At 70.7% G+C, this 15,533-nt stretch carries 12 protein-coding genes; 5 read left to right on the top strand and 7 right to left on the bottom strand.

The window, feature by feature from the left end:
* Positions 1-365 precede the first annotated feature (365 nt).
* Positions 366-1,610: an alpha/beta hydrolase family protein gene (locus ACZ7GZ_RS23130; protein ID WP_471026997.1), complete on the bottom strand. Its 1,245-nt coding sequence runs from the start codon at positions 1,608-1,610 to the stop codon at positions 366-368.
* 608 nt (positions 1,611-2,218) lie between these two features.
* On the opposite strand from ACZ7GZ_RS23130, the gene ACZ7GZ_RS23125 reads away from it, so the two are divergent.
* Positions 2,219-3,547, top strand: a complete 1,329-nt coding sequence (locus tag ACZ7GZ_RS23125) for a phosphatase PAP2 family protein (protein WP_471026995.1) — start codon at positions 2,219-2,221, stop codon at positions 3,545-3,547.
* A gap of 930 nt (positions 3,548-4,477) precedes the next feature.
* On the opposite strand, the gene ACZ7GZ_RS23120 is transcribed toward ACZ7GZ_RS23125, so the two are convergent.
* The gene (locus ACZ7GZ_RS23120) at positions 4,478-5,524 is read right to left on the bottom strand and encodes an urea transporter (RefSeq protein ID WP_471026993.1); all 1,047 of its coding nucleotides are present in this window, start codon (positions 5,522-5,524) and stop codon (positions 4,478-4,480) included.
* 254 nt (positions 5,525-5,778) lie between these two features.
* Positions 5,779-6,381: an O-methyltransferase gene (locus ACZ7GZ_RS23115; RefSeq protein ID WP_471026991.1), complete on the bottom strand. Its 603-nt coding sequence runs from the start codon at positions 6,379-6,381 to the stop codon at positions 5,779-5,781.
* Between the two features lie 149 nt (positions 6,382-6,530).
* On the opposite strand from ACZ7GZ_RS23115, the gene ACZ7GZ_RS23110 reads away from it, so the two are divergent.
* Positions 6,531-7,760, top strand: coding sequence for a cytochrome P450 family protein (locus ACZ7GZ_RS23110; protein ID WP_471026988.1), 1,230 nt, complete (start codon positions 6,531-6,533; stop codon positions 7,758-7,760).
* A gap of 154 nt (positions 7,761-7,914) precedes the next feature.
* Here ACZ7GZ_RS23110 and ACZ7GZ_RS23105 read toward each other — a convergent pair whose 3' ends face one another.
* Both ACZ7GZ_RS23105 and ACZ7GZ_RS23100 read right to left on the bottom strand, forming a co-directional pair.
* Positions 7,915-9,324 carry an FAD-dependent oxidoreductase gene (locus ACZ7GZ_RS23105; RefSeq protein WP_471026987.1) on the bottom strand — a complete coding sequence of 470 codons (1,410 nt, stop codon included), beginning with the start codon at positions 9,322-9,324 and terminating at the stop codon, positions 7,915-7,917.
* Between the two features lie 33 nt (positions 9,325-9,357).
* The gene (locus ACZ7GZ_RS23100) at positions 9,358-10,530 is read right to left on the bottom strand and encodes a polysaccharide pyruvyl transferase family protein (protein WP_471026985.1); all 1,173 of its coding nucleotides are present in this window, start codon (positions 10,528-10,530) and stop codon (positions 9,358-9,360) included.
* A 175-nt stretch (positions 10,531-10,705) separates the two neighbouring features.
* Here ACZ7GZ_RS23100 and ACZ7GZ_RS23095 point away from each other — a divergent pair, with 175 nt between their 5' ends.
* Together ACZ7GZ_RS23095 and ACZ7GZ_RS23090 are read left to right on the top strand one after the other, a co-directional pair.
* Complete coding sequence (locus ACZ7GZ_RS23095; protein ID WP_471026982.1) at positions 10,706-11,167, top strand: AAA family ATPase; 462 nt, start codon at positions 10,706-10,708, stop codon at positions 11,165-11,167.
* Positions 11,168-11,345: 178 nt separating this feature from the next.
* The gene (locus ACZ7GZ_RS23090; RefSeq protein ID WP_471026980.1) at positions 11,346-12,083 is read left to right on the top strand and encodes a flavodoxin family protein; all 738 of its coding nucleotides are present in this window, start codon (positions 11,346-11,348) and stop codon (positions 12,081-12,083) included.
* Positions 12,084-12,148: 65 nt separating this feature from the next.
* Here ACZ7GZ_RS23090 and ACZ7GZ_RS23085 read toward each other — a convergent pair whose 3' ends face one another.
* Entirely contained in the window at positions 12,149-12,853 is a 705-nt protein-coding gene (locus tag ACZ7GZ_RS23085; protein ID WP_471026977.1) for a TetR/AcrR family transcriptional regulator, read from the bottom strand.
* A gap of 153 nt (positions 12,854-13,006) precedes the next feature.
* On the opposite strand from ACZ7GZ_RS23085, the gene ACZ7GZ_RS23080 reads away from it, so the two are divergent.
* On the top strand, positions 13,007-14,230 hold the full coding sequence (locus ACZ7GZ_RS23080) for a saccharopine dehydrogenase family protein (protein WP_471026974.1): 1,224 nt from the start codon (positions 13,007-13,009) through the stop codon (positions 14,228-14,230).
* 147 nt (positions 14,231-14,377) lie between these two features.
* Here ACZ7GZ_RS23080 and ACZ7GZ_RS23075 read toward each other — a convergent pair whose 3' ends face one another.
* Positions 14,378-15,379, bottom strand: a complete 1,002-nt coding sequence (locus tag ACZ7GZ_RS23075) for a hypothetical protein (RefSeq protein WP_471026972.1) — start codon at positions 15,377-15,379, stop codon at positions 14,378-14,380.
* Between the last annotated feature and the right edge of the window lie 154 nt (positions 15,380-15,533).

Here is a 15,533-nt window from a genome sequence, read left to right as displayed (position 1 = left end):
TGGCAGCGGGATTTCCGCGGGGAGTTGTTGCTCTCCGGTCCGCAAGGCTCGCGGAACACGCTGGGAGTTGCCGCTGCCGGAGCCCGCCACGGTGAGAGCGGCCAACGGCGGCGGCAGTACGACGAGCGGGGCGATCGGCGGGCGTACCCCCGCTGATCAGCGGCATGTCGGTGGGGCGGAGGGTGCGGTGTCGGCGCGGTGCCCGGGAAGCGGTGGGCAGGGCAGTGGATCCTCTCTCAACCGGCGACGAGCGCTCGAATGTTCGACAGGCGCACACTTTAGCCGCACGGGATCAGGCAACCGTCACCTTTGCGTCCCTGCGGCATGCCTCCGAGCGGACCGTTCGGCGTGGTCGGGACGTCCGGTCAGCGGACGAAGGAGATCTCCGGGTAGCTCTTGGCAGGTCCGTCCAGCAGGGTGCTGTGCTTGTGACGCAGCTCCTGGTCGAAGAAGGCGGCGAGGTAGACGCGCTGGATCTCGATCGCCCGGTTGGGATCGATCGTGCCGAACTGCTGCTTCAGCTGGTCCGGGGAGAGCCCGAGCAGGCCCGCCTCCTGCGGCACCATGGCTTCGTTGTCGCTGAACGACCGGTGCCTCGAGCCGTGGAGCTGGATGTCGACCCGGTATCCCTTGAGATGGGGCCACAGTTTGCGCCACGACGAGTCGTTGTTCCGGTTGTGGGTGCCGGAGCTGAAGAGCATGAAGGGCCGGCTCAGGTCCTTGCTGGGCGCCGAACCGAAGAACTGGCCGTCCAGGTTGACGCCGGCGCCGATACGGCGGTCGAGCTGCATGGCGGTGTCGACCGCCGCGCCGCCCAGCGACCAGCCGAACATCCCGATACGGGTCGTGTCCACGGCGTGCGACAGACCGGAGGGGAGCTTGGCGTGGTCGAAGTCCGGGTTGCCGCCCTTGGCGATGGTGCCGAGCTGGTCGATGACGAAGCGGATGTCGGCAGCGCGCACGTTGAGGGTGTCGGACGAGTGTGCGCCGGACGGCATCCTGTTGACCTCGAGCCGCCCGCCCGGGAACTCGACCTCGTTGGCGTCGTGGGTGTGATCGACGGTGACGACGAGGTAGCCGCGGCCGGCGAGGTCCTGAGCGAGCGCGGTGCCCATCGCGCGGTCCGAGTGCAGCCCGGTCGAGTACAGCAGAACGGGCAGCTTGCCGAGCTGGGTGTCGACCGGGGCGAGGGCGTGTCCGGCGGTCTGCGGCAGCGTGACCTGCTGCGGCGACAGGCCGCGCGAGTAGAGGAAGTGATCACCCGAGATCGAGGGCATCCACGGTGACTGAGGGTGCCCGGACGTGGAGGCCGCCGGATACCAGTACGTCACCATCAACTCGCGCGCCCTGTTGCCGGAGACGTACGGGTCGTTGCGGGACTTGTCGACGAGGTGCTGGCTGAACGTGCCGACCGGGTAGCGCCCGCTGGGCGCGGGAAGCGTCAGATGGAGGGCGGGACTGCGCCCGATGCCGGGCTTGACGGCCGGGTGGACGGCCTTCTGCGGTGGGACGCTGTCGTTCTCGGGCGCCCAGGGCGCGGCCTGATCGGGTGAGGGCGCGGTGGCCGTGGGCTTGTGGGGTGCCTTCTCGGCGGCTGTCGCCGGGGTCATTCCGGCACTTACCGCGACGGCCAGAGCACCCGCGGTCCCGACCGCACGGGCTATGAGTCTGTGGCGGTGGCGCGGACGGCGGTGTGGCATGGAACTCCCCTGGTTGATCATAGGGCGTCGGCCCGGTGATTGTCTGCGGCACACCGTACCGCCGCTCATTCCGGACCGGTGCAACGCCTGAGCGGCGTCAACACCGGCGTCAGCTCCGGCGCTTGCTCCCGCACGTGTTCCCGATCACTGCCGCGGGACACGGGCTCGCCGGTCCCCTGTATGTGACGACCGGCAGCAATCGGACCGTCCGCTTTCGCTCGCGCCTCGGACGCCGGCCGGTTCCGCAATGACTCGTCCACGCGGCGCGGACATCGAACGTGCCGCGGCTCGTCCCGATCGGGCGTCACAAGCGCGATGCCCCACGAGCCGTCGTTCAACGTGCTAGGAGTGTGGAGCGCGTGGACCGGCCTGCGCGCCACCCTTGACCGGTGAAACCCGCCCACTCCGTTCCGATAGCATGATCGAACTCATGAACGATCGCCTCGAAAACTGACAAATCGGCTGAAAAATTGATATCCAAAGCATCGCGGGTGTTCTCGCGACAAAACTACAGAATTATGTTCGCCGCGTGGTGCCGACCGCGGGCGATCCTGTGGGCTGCGGCGGCTGTGGCAGCCCTCGGGTTCCTCGTCGCGCTGGAGATCGCCGCGCGTCGCTACGGCCTGCCGGGGCCGATCACCACCCAGGCTCAAGAGGTGATCTTCGCTCCGAAGTCGGGGCCGCTGCTGTACGCCGGTATGGCGTTGATGATGGTCGTGCTCACCTGGCGGCAACGGTTCATCGCGGCCGGTGCCGCGATCGGCATCGACGTCGCCTTCTGGCTTGTGCGGTGGGTGGTCGGTGTCAGGGCGACCGAGGGTCACCCTTTCGGCAACGGTGCGCTGTGGGTGATGCTGGGCTGTGCGGTCATCGCCGTCACGCGCCGCACCGGCGCCGAACGCGCCCTGCTGCTGAAGGGCGTCGGGCTGGGCCTGCTGCTGGTGACCGGCCGCAAGACGGGCGACACCTGGCTGCTCATCACGTCGAAGACCCGTCCGTCGGTGCTCGACCAGTACGTGGCGACAGCCGATCACGCGCTGGGCAGCCCGTCATGGCTGATGGGCCGGATCATCACGGCCACCGCCCCGGTCGGCCCCCCTCTTCTCCACGTGGTCTACGCGCAACTCGCGGTGGCCGCCGTCGTCGTCGCGCTGTACCAGCTGCGCAACGTGGCGGTCGAACGCCGCTTCCCGCGCCATCATCTGGTGCGCACCTTCCTGCTGATCGGCCTCCTCGGGCCCGGCATCTACATGCTCTTCCCGGTGGTCGGACCCGTCTTCGCCTACGGCCCCGGGGCCTTCGGCACCGGCGGCCTGCACTGGGCGGTGGCCGACCTGTGGCCGCACACGCCGCCGCCGGTCAACCCCCCGCACCCGATCCCGTACGACGGGATCACCCCCCGCAACTGCATGCCCAGCCTGCACACGGCGTGGGCTACCACGATCTTCATCCACTCCCGCAAGGGCCCGCGGATCCTGCGCTGCGCGGGCACCTTCTGGCTGGTCGCCACGCTCACCGCGACGCTGGGATTCGGTTACCACTACGGCGTGGACCTCGTCGCCGGTCTGGTGTTCGCGTTCACTGTCGAGGCAGCGCTGCGTTCGTTCGACCGTGGCTGGGACCGGTCGGGGATCCAGCTGGTCGGCTACGGCGCGACGGTCTTCGCCACGCTCCTGGTGTCATACCGCTGCCTTCCGGTGGAGATGGCCAGATATCCGTGGGTGTTCGGGCCACTTCTCCTTCTGGCGATGACCTCGGTGGTCTACGGCTATGTGCGGACCACCAGACGGTGGGAAACGAACGCTCCCACAGCCCAGCAACCGGAACCGCAACCCGCACTGGCCTGAGGCATGGTGCCTTATTACGGGCCCCTGTCGATCCGCCGCAGTGGGCAGTCGGCAACCTCGGGGTCCTACCAGATCAGGCACCAATAGCTGCCGTGATTCCCGATTCCGATGCGGATGCCTTGCGGGACGAGACCCGGGTCGGGCCGGCCCACGGCGGCCAACGAGCACGCGAGGTCCCCGACCGCCCCGGCGGCGGCCATGCGCTGAGCGGCGGCGACCGCCGGGGCGGAGGTGTACCACGTCGTGGTCGGCGCGCCAGTGCCACCGGCCGTCGGGGTGGCGGTGGGGGACGGCGTGAGGGTCGAGGGCCTCGAGGGTGTGGGCGCCGGGGACGTGGCGGTCCGCGAGGGTCGTGCCGGGGGCGGGAGCGCGCTGGACCGGGTGGGTCCTGGTGTCGCCTGCGGGGTCCGGGCGGTCGGCGTCGGTGCTGCTGACGGGGGAGCCGTCGTCGGGTGGTGCGTCGGCTGGTTGGTCGGTGTCCCCGGGGGCTGGTTCGTTGCCGTCGGTGTCCGCGTCGGTGTAGGTGTCGGTGTCGGCCCTGCGGTGCTGGATGTTTCCGGTGCGGGCGGTTGGGACTGAGGCGGTTTGGGCGTCGGCAGGGACAGGTTTCCCGAGGCTGTCGGGTGTGGCCTGGGCGTTCCGCCGTTCGGCATCGCCAGCCATACGCCGAGGCCGCCGAGCACGAGCACAGCAGCACCGGCCGCGATCCACGGGGCCCTCCTGGAAGGGCGCCGGTGACGGCTCATGTCTCCCACTGTCAGCCAGCCCGTCGGCGACTTCAACCGGGGGCGGACCCCGTCCCCCGGCTGCCCTGGGCGGAAGACGGCGGCCTCTCGGTGGTCACCGGGACAGGGGGGCGGCCGTGCGAAGGCGGCGTCCGGCTTGCCGTCGCGTACCTCTGCGGCCCTCTGGAGGGACGTATCGACCGTCTCACTGAGGAGAGCATCCCTCCGGACGGCCTCCGCGGTCCGTTCCCCAGGACGGGAGAAGTCCCCGGCGAGGGCGCGGCCTCGGCACGGGGACGGTGGCGGGCCGTTGCCCGGCCGCTGCGGATGGGGGCGGCGGTTCGGTCCGGTGTGCGGCAGGTGCTTGGTGGCTGGTCAGGTGGGGAAAGGAGCGGGTGGCCAACAGGAAGGCGAGGGTCGTCAGCACGAACGGCCAGGTGAGCGGGTGGCCGCCGGACGGGGCGAGCAGATGGGCGAGGGCCGGTGTGAGGGTGGTGGCGGTCGCGGCGCCGAGCAGCGCGTACGACAGGGTCGCCGGGGTGGCGGGCAGGAACACCCCGCACAGCGCCAGGGCGACGAGCACCGCGTTGTAGCCCATCGTGCCGTCGGTGATCCGTGCGGCCGGCGCCCCGAGCGCCCAGGCCGTCAGGATGCCTGCCGCACTGCCGGAACAGGCCACCCACCCCGCCACCCGACTCGCCAGGAAGAGGCCGGCGAGCAGCAGGGCCCCCGCGTACCACTGATCCAGGAAGAAGACCTGGGCCACGTTGTGGAAGAACGCCGGCCCGACGTCGTTCAGCCGCAGCACGGTGGGTCCGGAGGCGGCGCGGGGCAGCGCCGCGACGCTCTCGCCATGCGGCCAGACCCGCCGGAAGGCGGGCGCGGCAAGGGTGATCGCGCCCGCCAGCAGGCAGTAAGGGATGGTCAGCGCCGGCAGATCCCACACGTGCAGCAGCCGGACCACGGCCGCCACGACGACGGTGACCACGAGGCAGGCCGCGGCGGCGAGCAGCACCGTGGACAGCCTGTCCGCATCGAAGAACACGGCGAAGCAGAGCGCGGTCAGACAGGAGTTGAAGCCTTCCAGCCCCGTCCGCACCCGGTCACGGGCCACGCCCAACAACTGCGCGGCGCCGGTGCCAAGGGCCGCGCCACCCACACCGTAGGCGCCGTACCGCCAGTCCGCCGTCCACAGCGCCAGGCCGAAGACAGCGCCTGCCCAAGCGCTGTCGAGGAACACGACCTGGGCCACGCCGCGCAGCGCGAACGCCCCGAACTCGACAGTGCGCCATGGAGACCACCGGCGGGGGCGTGTCGGCGGTCGGCCGCTCCACCCCTCCCCGGACGCGTCTCCGCGACCAAGCACGTTCACCCGCACGTGGCGCCGCATACCCAACCCCCAACCGTTTCTTCCGCTAGGCGGCATTGTATTTCCGCCATGCGACATTTCTGCGCGCTGGAAGAGGCTCGGTCGAATGCCGTCGCGTTCGGTCGTGACGGCTGGTCTCAGCTGTTCGGCAGACGGGTGCCGACGATCACGCTCAGGTCTGCTGCGAGGCGGAGCTCGGCGGCACGGAGTTCGGGGTGTTCGAGCCAGTGCAGTCGGGGATGGTCGGGCACGCCGTTGAAGAGGGGTGGCCAGGTCGTGGCCGGGGTGAAGTCGTCGATCACGACCGTGCCGCCCGCGGCGAGCAGGCGTGCGGGATCTGCGGTGCCGTCACCCTTGGCTTGGCCTCCGCCGTCGAGTACGAGCAGGTCGTGGGGGCCGTACTCTTCGATGCGTCGCCAGTCGCCGTGGAGGACCTCGACGTGGTCGCAGTCCCGGAAGACTTCCGCGGCGATGCGGGCTCGTACCGCGTCCCGCTCGGCGCTGACCAGACGGGTGCCTTCAGGTGCGCCGGAGGCCAGCCAGGCAAGGCCGACGCCGCAGCCTGTTCCGGTCTCGGCGATGCTGTGGGGTGCTCCGGCGGCCAGCACCTGGAGCAAGCGGCCCTGCTCGGGCCTGCACGAGAACGCGAATCCGTGTCCGCGTGCCGCCTCCACGGCCCGCTGGACCAGCGTGGGCAGTCTGTCGTCGTCTTGGTAGGCGTCGGTTCCCCGCAGTGACATGGAGGAAGTGTGCGCTCTCCGGCGGGCCGGCGGGCGTGCGTGCGGTCGCCGAAGAGGGCGATGACCGCTGTGGTATCGGACAATAGGGATATGCGGCCCTAAATGTTAGTAAAGGCGTGCATGTGGTCGGTGTGTGTCCGGGAGGCGTGATGAGCCAGCAGCCGGTGCTTCTCCCTTATGGCGACCCGGCCTTCGTGGCGGATCCCTTTCCGCTCTACCGGCGGCTGCGCGAGGACGGCCCGGTCCGGCGTGCGGTCATCGCAGGCGGCCTGGAGGTCTGGCTGGTCACACGCTATGAGGACGGTCTCGCCGCGCTGTCCGACCCGAGACTGAGCAGCGATGTCCGCGACGCCTCGGACCCCCGCCTCATCGAGCAGCTGCCGGAGTTCGAGCGCGAATCGATGACGAGCAACATGTTGCGCTGCGACCCGCCCGACCACACCCGGCTGCGCCGCCTCGTCTCGAAGGCGTTCACCGCACGCCGGGTCGCCGAACTGCGACCCCGTATCCAGGAGATCACCGACGGGCTGCTCGACGCCGTGGTCCCGGCCGGCCGGGCCGAACTCGTGGCGGACTTCGCGCTGCCGCTGCCGGTCACCGTCATCAGCGAGCTGCTCGGCGTGCCGGTGGACGACCGGCACGACTTCCAGCGGTGGACCGACGCGATGCTCGTGCGCGGGGAGACGATGCCCGACCCGGGCGTCGTCAACGAGGCGTGGCAACAGATGCGCGCGTACGTGACGAAGCACCTCGAGTCCAAGCGCGCCCGGCCGGGCGACGACCTCCTCAGCGAGCTGATCAGCGCCCACGACGAGGAACAGCGGCTGAGCCATGACGAGCTGATCGCCATGACCTTCCTGCTGCTGGTGGCCGGATACGTCACCACGGTCAACCTGATCGGCGGCGGCATCGCCGCGCTTCTCGCCCACCCCACCCAGCTGACCCTGCTGCGGGATCGACCGGAACTGCTGCCCGACGCGATCGAGGAGTTCCTCCGCTACGACGGCCCGGTCAGTCCGGGCATCGCCCGGTTCGCACGCGAAGAGGTCGAGATCGCGGGCGTGACCGTCCCGCGCGGGGCGACAGTGCTGGTCGCCTCGGCGATCGCCGACCGTGATCCGGCGCGGTTCCCTGACCCCGACCGGCTGGACATCACCCGGCATGACAACGGCCACCTGGCTTTCGGGCACGGCATCCACTACTGCCTGGGTGCGCCACTGGCCCGGCTGGAGGGCCAGATCGCCATCGGGACGGTACTGCGGCGCCTTCCGGACCTGACCGCGGCCGTGCCGCCGGCCGAGCTGAGCTGGCGGCCCGGCGGACTCCGCGGCCCGGTGCGGCTTCCGGTCACCGTCACCCCCGGCGGCTGGGCAGGCTGAAGCGTGCGGCCCTGTGTCCCGGGGTGAGTACTTCGGCTCTGTCGCGATGAGATGACAGGGGCGCTCCGGACGACGGCCCGTCGCGGCCGGCGTTCGCGGGGAACACGCCGGCCGGAGGCGAGCCGAAGGCAGGGGACGGCTGGGCGGCCGGGCGTCAGCGGAGGCTTGCGCCCTGTGAGCGGAGTTCGCGCTGGACGGCGCTGACCGGGACGTCCCGGGGCGGTCGGCCCCGGGTTGCCGCCAGGGCCGCGCAGACGCCCGCCGCCTGTCCCGTGGCCATGGAGATCGGCATCACGCGGTAGGAGGAGTGCGCCACGTGGTCGCCGGAGATGCAGCGGCCCGCGACCAGAATCCGGTCCAGGCCGCGGGGGAGGAGGCAGCGCAGGGGGATGTCGTAGGACTCGCCGCGCGGCAGCCGCTTGAGCATGGTGCCGCGGCCGCTCGGGTTGTGGATGTCCACCGGGTAGGCGCCGCGCGCGACGGCGTCGTCGAACTTGCGGGCCGTGAGCACGTCCTCGCCCGTCAGCTGATACTCGCCCAGGATCCGGCGGGTTTCACGGACGCCCACCTGGACACCGCTCTGGACGACGTAGGAGTCGGCGAAGCCCGGTACACGGTCGCGCAGGAAACGGGCGATCTGCGCCATCTGCCGGTGCGCGGTGAACTCCGCGCGGGTGAGGTCCCAGACGCTCGTGCCGAGCACTTCGGTGACGCGGGTGGAGTTGACCGCCACCTCCCCGGCGTTCGGGGTGGCGAAGAAGAGGATGTCCTCACGATGCAGGTCCAGTTCCCCGGCGTCGGTGGCGGCGCGGACCAGGTCCCACAGCCCGTGCACGCCCCTCCACTGGTCAGGGTGGGCGCGGGTGTAGGCGGTGAACTCCTCGTGGTCGAAGCGGACCATGCGGAACATCAGTGTCATGGGCTGCGTCCAGCCGTCCTCGGGCCGGCCGATCTCGTACGCCGCCCCCGCCGCCGCGGCGATGTCCCCGTCCCCGGTGCAGTCGACGATCACGTCGGCGTCCATGACGAGGGGACCCGACTTGGTCTCGAACACCGCACGGGCGCGCTCGGGCAGGCTGAGGACGTCGGAGGCGAAGGCGTGGAGGAGCGTACGGACCTCATGGTTCTCCAGCAGCTCGTAGGCCACCAGCTTGAACAGCTCCGCATCGAAGGGCACGGTGTAACCGGTCTCCAGGGAAGGCCGGACCGCCGCGCCCGCCCGCACGAGCTGGTCGAGCAGTACCCACAGCACACCGCCGACGACCGGCTCGCCCTCGCCGTGGTCGGGCGGCAGCAGGCGCGTCGTGTCGCCCGCCACGGCCTGCTTGACCTCGTTGTGGAAACTCATCAGCGGCATCACCAGTGCCGCGGTGGCGTTGCCGCCGAGGAACCCGTAGCGCTCGACGAGGACCACCTCGGCGCCCGCGTTCGCGGCGCCGAGGGCGGCGCCGATGCCGGCCGGCCCGCCGCCGATCACCAGCACCTGGGTGGACCCCGCGTGCAGGGCCTGACGCGGCGGAAGCTCCACCTTCCTGGGTACGCGGGGCGGCATCAGGTAGGACACGGTCACTCCCTCGGAAACCGGTGGCCGTCGGGTTCAGCCCGCTGTGGAGGCGGGCACCGGCGTGCCGTCTCGGATGACATGGTGTGAAGCGGTCTCGTCCAGATAGGCAAGGAGCCGGTCGGCGGTCTGCGCCGCCCGCAGCCGCAGCGCCGCCGTACGCGCTGCCGTGTCCGCTGCGCGGGCGGGCCGCTCGTCCCACAGGCGATCGACTTCCGCCAGCAGCAGCCCTGTCGTCTCCCTGATCACACCGCGCAGGGCCGGCGCGCCGATCTGCTGGGCGAAGTCGAAGACCTTGCCCGCGTAGGGGAGGGGCAGCACGGGAATGCCGGAGAGAGCGGCGAAGATCAGAAAGTGCAGCCTCATGCCGACGGCCAGGTCCAGCTGTGTGACGATGTCGAGGACCTGCTGCGGTGCGTACTCGCCGCGCAGCACCGTACAGCGGTCCGCAGAGGCCATGCGGGACACCACCGCGTGCGCGTGCCGGATGTCGCCGCGTTCCATGGAGACGAAGACGATGTGAGCGTCGAGCCGGTGGGCGAGGAAATCGCCCACACTGGCGAGGAGCTGGTGGTATCCGTCCTCGTCGAGATGCTCGGCCGCGCGCCCGGGTTCTCGCACGCTCATCCCCACCAGGCGCACCCGGTCCGGCACGGCTTCCGCCCGCAAGAGCTCCCCGCCGTGATCGCCGGGGACGAGCAGCAGCGCCGGGTCGGCGGTGACGGAGACGGGCCGGGCCAGTCCGGCCTCTTCGAGTACGAGTCTCGACTCCTCGTCCCGCACGGTGACCTCCACCGCGTCGGAGAGCACCTGACGGACCCACGCGCAGTCCGCCTCGTCCGTGAGCGGACCGGCCCCCACGGCGTAGGTGAACACGGGTACGCCGAGATCCTGGGCCGTGCGGGCCAGCCGCAGGTATCGACGCGCCTCGGTGTCGTAAAGGATCCCTCCGCCACCGAGCACCAGCACATTCAGCCGGCCCAGATACGCGGAGATGCCTTCCCTGCACACGCCCTCCCAGCCGACGACCTCGACATCCGGATGGACGCGGCGGGTGTGCACGGGATCGCGGGAGAAGACCACGAAGCGCGTCTGCGGCCGCCCGGCCCGCACGCGGTCCAGCAGGGCGGTGAGGATCGCCTCGTCACCCACGTTCCGGCCCCCGTAGGAGCCCAGTACGCCCACGGTGACGCTGCCTGTGCCGTCCATGACCGCTCCCTCACGACGTTCACCAGAAGTGCTCCCGCGATGCGGGAACCGGAAGGCAGGCCGTCTGCTATGTGCCCCATTTCGGTGCTTCCGTACCAGAGCACTGTTCCTCTCTGCGGTCACGGGCGCCTGGCCGCCGTGGGAGACCCGCCGGTCGCGTGACATCGTGGCGTCCATGGTGACTGGGGTGGATGTTGCCGTGCTGGTCGGGCTGCAGGCTTCCGGGAAGTCCACGTTCTACGCGCAGTGTCTGTCCGACCGGTACACGCTGGTCAGCAAGGACCTGTTTCCGCGAGGTGCCAGGAACAAGCAGCTGCGGCAGCTGCGGCTGCTGGCGGAGCACCTGGCGGCCGAGCGGGCGGTGGCGGTGGACAACACCAATCCGTCGCCGCAGGAGTGGGCCCCGCTGCTGGAGGTGGCCCACACCCATGGCGCGACGGTGACGGCCTACTGGTTCCCTCCGGACGTGGCCGGCTCGCTGCGCCGCAACGCCGGCCGCGAGGGAGGTGAGCGCGTCCCGGACGTCGGCGTCCTGGCCACACTGAAACGGCTGCGCAAGCCGTCCCGGGCGGACGGCTTCGACGAGGTACGCGAGGTGCGGTTCGACGGCCGCGGTGGCTTCGAGGTGCGTGGGTGAGCTACGAGACCTGTGAGACGGATGGCTGAAGCGGTCGTGCCTGCCCTGGGTGGACACCCGAGGGCCATTCGGAAGCGTTGCGATGGCGCCCGCGACAGTCGGTGCGCACGCTGGGTGTGGATGTGGATACGGCTGCGCCGCTTTGCACCGCGCGGCTGCAGCACTCTGGGAGGCCCCTTTGACCGCTTCGCCGCCTGCCGCCGACGCGCCGCCGGCCCGGTACGACGACCTGCGCGCACTGGTGATCAACTGCACCCTGAAACGCTCGCCCGAGACGAGCAACACCCAGGGCCTGATCGACCGGAGCACCGCCATCATGGACGCACAGGGAGTGCATGTCGACGTCGTACGTGCCGTGGACCACGACATCGCCACCGGCGTGTGGCCCGACATGAGGGAGCACGGCTGGGAGACAGACGCCTGGCCGGACCTCTACCAGCAGGTTCAGTCGGCTGACATCCTGGTGCTGGCCGGACCCATCTGGCTCGGTGACAACAGCTCCGTGATGAAGCAGATCATCGAACGCCTCTACGCCTGCTCCAGCCTCCTCAACGACGCCGGCCAGTACGCCTACTACGGCCGCGTCGGCGGCTGCCTGATCACCGGCAACGAGGACGGCGTCAAACACTGCGCCATGAACGTCCTCTACAGCCTGCAGCACCTGGGCTACACGATCCCGCCCCAGGCGGATGCCGGATGGATCGGTGAGGCGGGCCCAGGGCCTTCGTATCTCGACCCCGGCTCGGGCGGCCCGGAGAACGACTTCACCAACCGCAACACCACCTTCATGACCTGGAACCTCCTGCACCTGGCCCGGGCGCTGAAGGACCTCGGCGGCATCCCCGCCTACGGCAACCAGCGCACCGCCTGGGACGCCGGCTGCCGCCGCGACTACGAGAACCCCGAGCACCGGTAGCGGGTCTCACGGCCCGGTCGGGGGTGGCCCTTCGGAGGGGCCCATCGCCCTGGCCGCAAGCGTCACTACGTCGGCCCTGACAGCTGAGCGGCGGTGTGTTCCAGCAGCATCTCCAGTGCGGCCGGATAGGCACTGTGCGGCATACGCCGGGCGAGCAGCCGGGCCGTAGCGGCGATGTTGGGGTGTGACGCGGCGGGCAGGCGCGCATAAGTGGACTGCCACACGTCTTCGTCTCCCGCACGGGCCTCGTCCGCGAGCGCGAGGGATCCGGCGTCGAGCGCGGCGAAGGCGAGGCTCTGGTCGATGAACGCGTGGTAGACGCGGACCGCCACCGGATCGGGCAGCCCGGCACCGCGCAGGATGCCGAGGATGGTCTCGTCCACCGCGATCTCGCGCGGTCTGCCCGTGACCCGGCTGGCGGTGAGGACGGCAGCCTGGGGGTGGGCGAGGTAGGAGGCGTGGATGGCCCGGCCCAGAGCACGCAGGTCCGTACGCCAGTCCCCCGTGGCCGTCCAGCTGTCGAGGGCCCGCCCCATCAGCTCGTCCCCGATGGCCCGGGCCAGATCGTCCATTCCCGCGAAGTAGCGGTAGAGAGTGCTCGGATCGGCGCCGAGCGCCGCGCCCAGGCGGCGTGCCGTCAGCCCGGTGCTGCCGTGCTCGCGCAGCACACGCAGGGCGGTCCGCACGATGATCTCCTCGGACAGCACGGTGCCGCCGCGCGTGGGCCGCCGCCGCCGACGTGCCGCCTCCGGCACCACGTGCTTCGCCATGTCGGTCGTCTCCTCCGTCGCCGGCCACGGCCCCCTGGTCCGAGGGCTTACGCCAACAGGGTTGACCTTACATCCGGCCGTCGCGTTGCATCGACCCCGTCCCAGAGGCGCTCCGCAGCGCGCCTCGCCTTGCCGGAAAGAAAGGCCTGTGACATGCGCGTACTTCTCGTGGGCGCGGGTGGTGTGGGGACGGCCGTCACCCGGATCGCCGCTCGCCGTGCGTTCCTCACCCACATGGTCGTCGCCGACTACGACCTCACCCGTGCCGAGGCCGCGGTCGCGGCCCTCGGGGACCGGGCAACCCGCTTCAGCGCCCAGCGGCTGGACGCCTCCGACCAGGACGCTGTCCTCCGGATCCTCGTGGACGAGCGATGCGACGTGCTGCTCAACGCCACCGACCCCAGGTTCGTGATGCCGCTCTTCACAGCGGCTCTGGAGGCCGGTGTGCACTACCTGGACATGGCGATGTCGCTGTCCGTTCCGCATGGCTCGCGCCCGTACGAGCAGTGCGGTGTCAAGCTCGGCGACGAACAGTTCGCCCTGGCCGGGCGGTGGGAGGAGGCCGGACGGCTGGCGCTGGTCGGCATGGGCGTCGAGCCGGGCCTGTCCGACGTCTTCGCCCGGTACGCGGCCGACGAGCTCTTCGACGACATCGAGGAGATCGGGGTGCGGGACGGCGCCAGTCTGACGGTCGACGGCTACGACTTCGCGCCCTCCTTCAGTATCTGGACGACCATCGAGGAGTGTCTCAACCCTCCGGTGGTCTACGAAAAGGACCGCGGCTGGTTCACCACCACCCCCTTCAGCGAGCCCGAGGTCTTCGACTTCCCCGAGGGCATCGGCCCGGTGGAGTGCGTCAACGTCGAACACGAGGAGGTGCTGCTGATACCCCGCTGGGTGGATGCGCGCCGTGTCACCTTCAAGTACGGGCTCGGCGACGACTTCATCGCCAAGCTGAAGACCCTCCACGAGCTGGGCCTGGACGCGACGGCCGGTGTGACGGTGCCCGGGGACGACGGACCCGTCAGGGTCTCGCCGCGGGACGTCGTCGCCGCGTGCCTGCCCGACCCGGCCGGCCTGGGAGACCGGATGACGGGCAAGACCTGCGCCGGCACATGGGTGAAGGGCACCAAGGACGGGGCGCCGCGCGAGGTGTACCTGTACCACGTGGTCGACAACCAGTGGTCGATGCGCGAGTACGGCGCGCAGGCCGTCGTCTGGCAGACGGCCGTCAACCCGGTCGTCGCGCTGGAACTGCTGTCCACCGGTGACTGGTCCGGCAAGGGCGTTCTCGGCCCGGAGGCCCTGCCCCCGCGCCCCTTCCTGGACCTGCTCACCGAGTACGGTGCTCCCTGGGGACGGCGCGACGAGAGGTGATCCGCCGGTCGGTACGTCGGCGAGGAACGGCGGTGCGGCTTCCCCGGGTCGTCGGCAGAGCGCCGGCACCTGGCCCGCGACGAACGCGGCCTGGCCGCAGGACGCGTTCGCCGGACCCGGGCGCGGGTACCGTCCGCTGACGGGCCCTTACGGGCGCCAGTCCGCCTCCAGGTCATGGGAGTCGGTCTTGGTGAGCTGCGTCAGTCCGGTGCCGTCGGCCCGTACCAGGTAGAGGTGTTCGGGGTCCGCGTCGTCAGCACCGCCCCGGGTGAAGACCAGGCGGCTGCCGTCCGGGGACCATGACGGGCTCTTGTCGTTGAGGCGGGCCGCGGTGATGCGGTGCAGTCCCGTGCCGTCGGGGCGGACGACGTAGAGGTGGGCGAAGCCCGAGGAGTCCACGCGGCTGAAGGCGATACGGTCGCTGTGCGACCAGTCGGGCGTCCAGTCGTGGGAGCTGACCCCGGTGACCGCCGTCTGGGTCAGGGTGGACAGCCGGATCCGCATCACCCTGCTGTGTCCGCCCGTGTCCGCGCGGTTGAAGGCCAGGTATCTGCCGTCCGGGGACCACGTCGGATGGAGGTCGTCCGCCGCGGCGTGGGTGAGTCGGGTGGCGGGAGTGCCGTCGATGTCGGACACGTAGATCTCGCGCTGGGTGCCGACCGGTCTGGAGTAGGCGATCCGCTTGCCGTCCGGGGACCAGGCCGGGTCGGAGGCGCCCTTGGTGCCGGGGACGGCCTTCAGGTCGCCGCCCGTCGTCTTCATCGTCCAGACGCCGTCGACGGCACCGCCGGATCCGTAGCGGACGAAGGCCACCCGCTTGCCGTCCGGGGACCAGGTGGGCATCACATCGCTGACGGTGGAGGTGTGGGTGAGTCCGACGGGCGTGCCGCCACCGGGGGAGACCGCGTACAGGTCCTCGGTGGGCGCTGCCGCCGTGTAGCGGGCGAAGACGATCGGACGGTCACCCGCCGCCCCCGCGTCTCCTGCGGCGCCGACGGCGAGTGGTACGGCCACGGCGAGCGCCGTGGCGGCCACCGCCGCCCGGCGGCGCCGCGTTGCGCCGTTTCCGCCGGTCCTGCCGGTTCTCCGATCCGTTCCGGCGGATCTGCCGCTGCCCGTGCGGTGTTGTTGGCGCTTCAAGGTGTCCACCCTGATCCCTCCCTGCGGCCCGCTGCGGACCGCTCCGGCCGGTAAACATCCCACCCGGCGGGGCTCCGGGGAAGCGGCGGCAGTTGGCGGTAGGGGGCCTGTGACACGTTCCGTACGTCGCGGTCACACAGACGCGATGCGGTGCCGGGCGCTC

The organism is Streptomyces sp. NPDC037288 (assembly GCF_055603265.1).
Note: the sequence above shows the minus strand (reverse complement) of the source record. Positions and strands in the feature narration are given on the sequence as shown.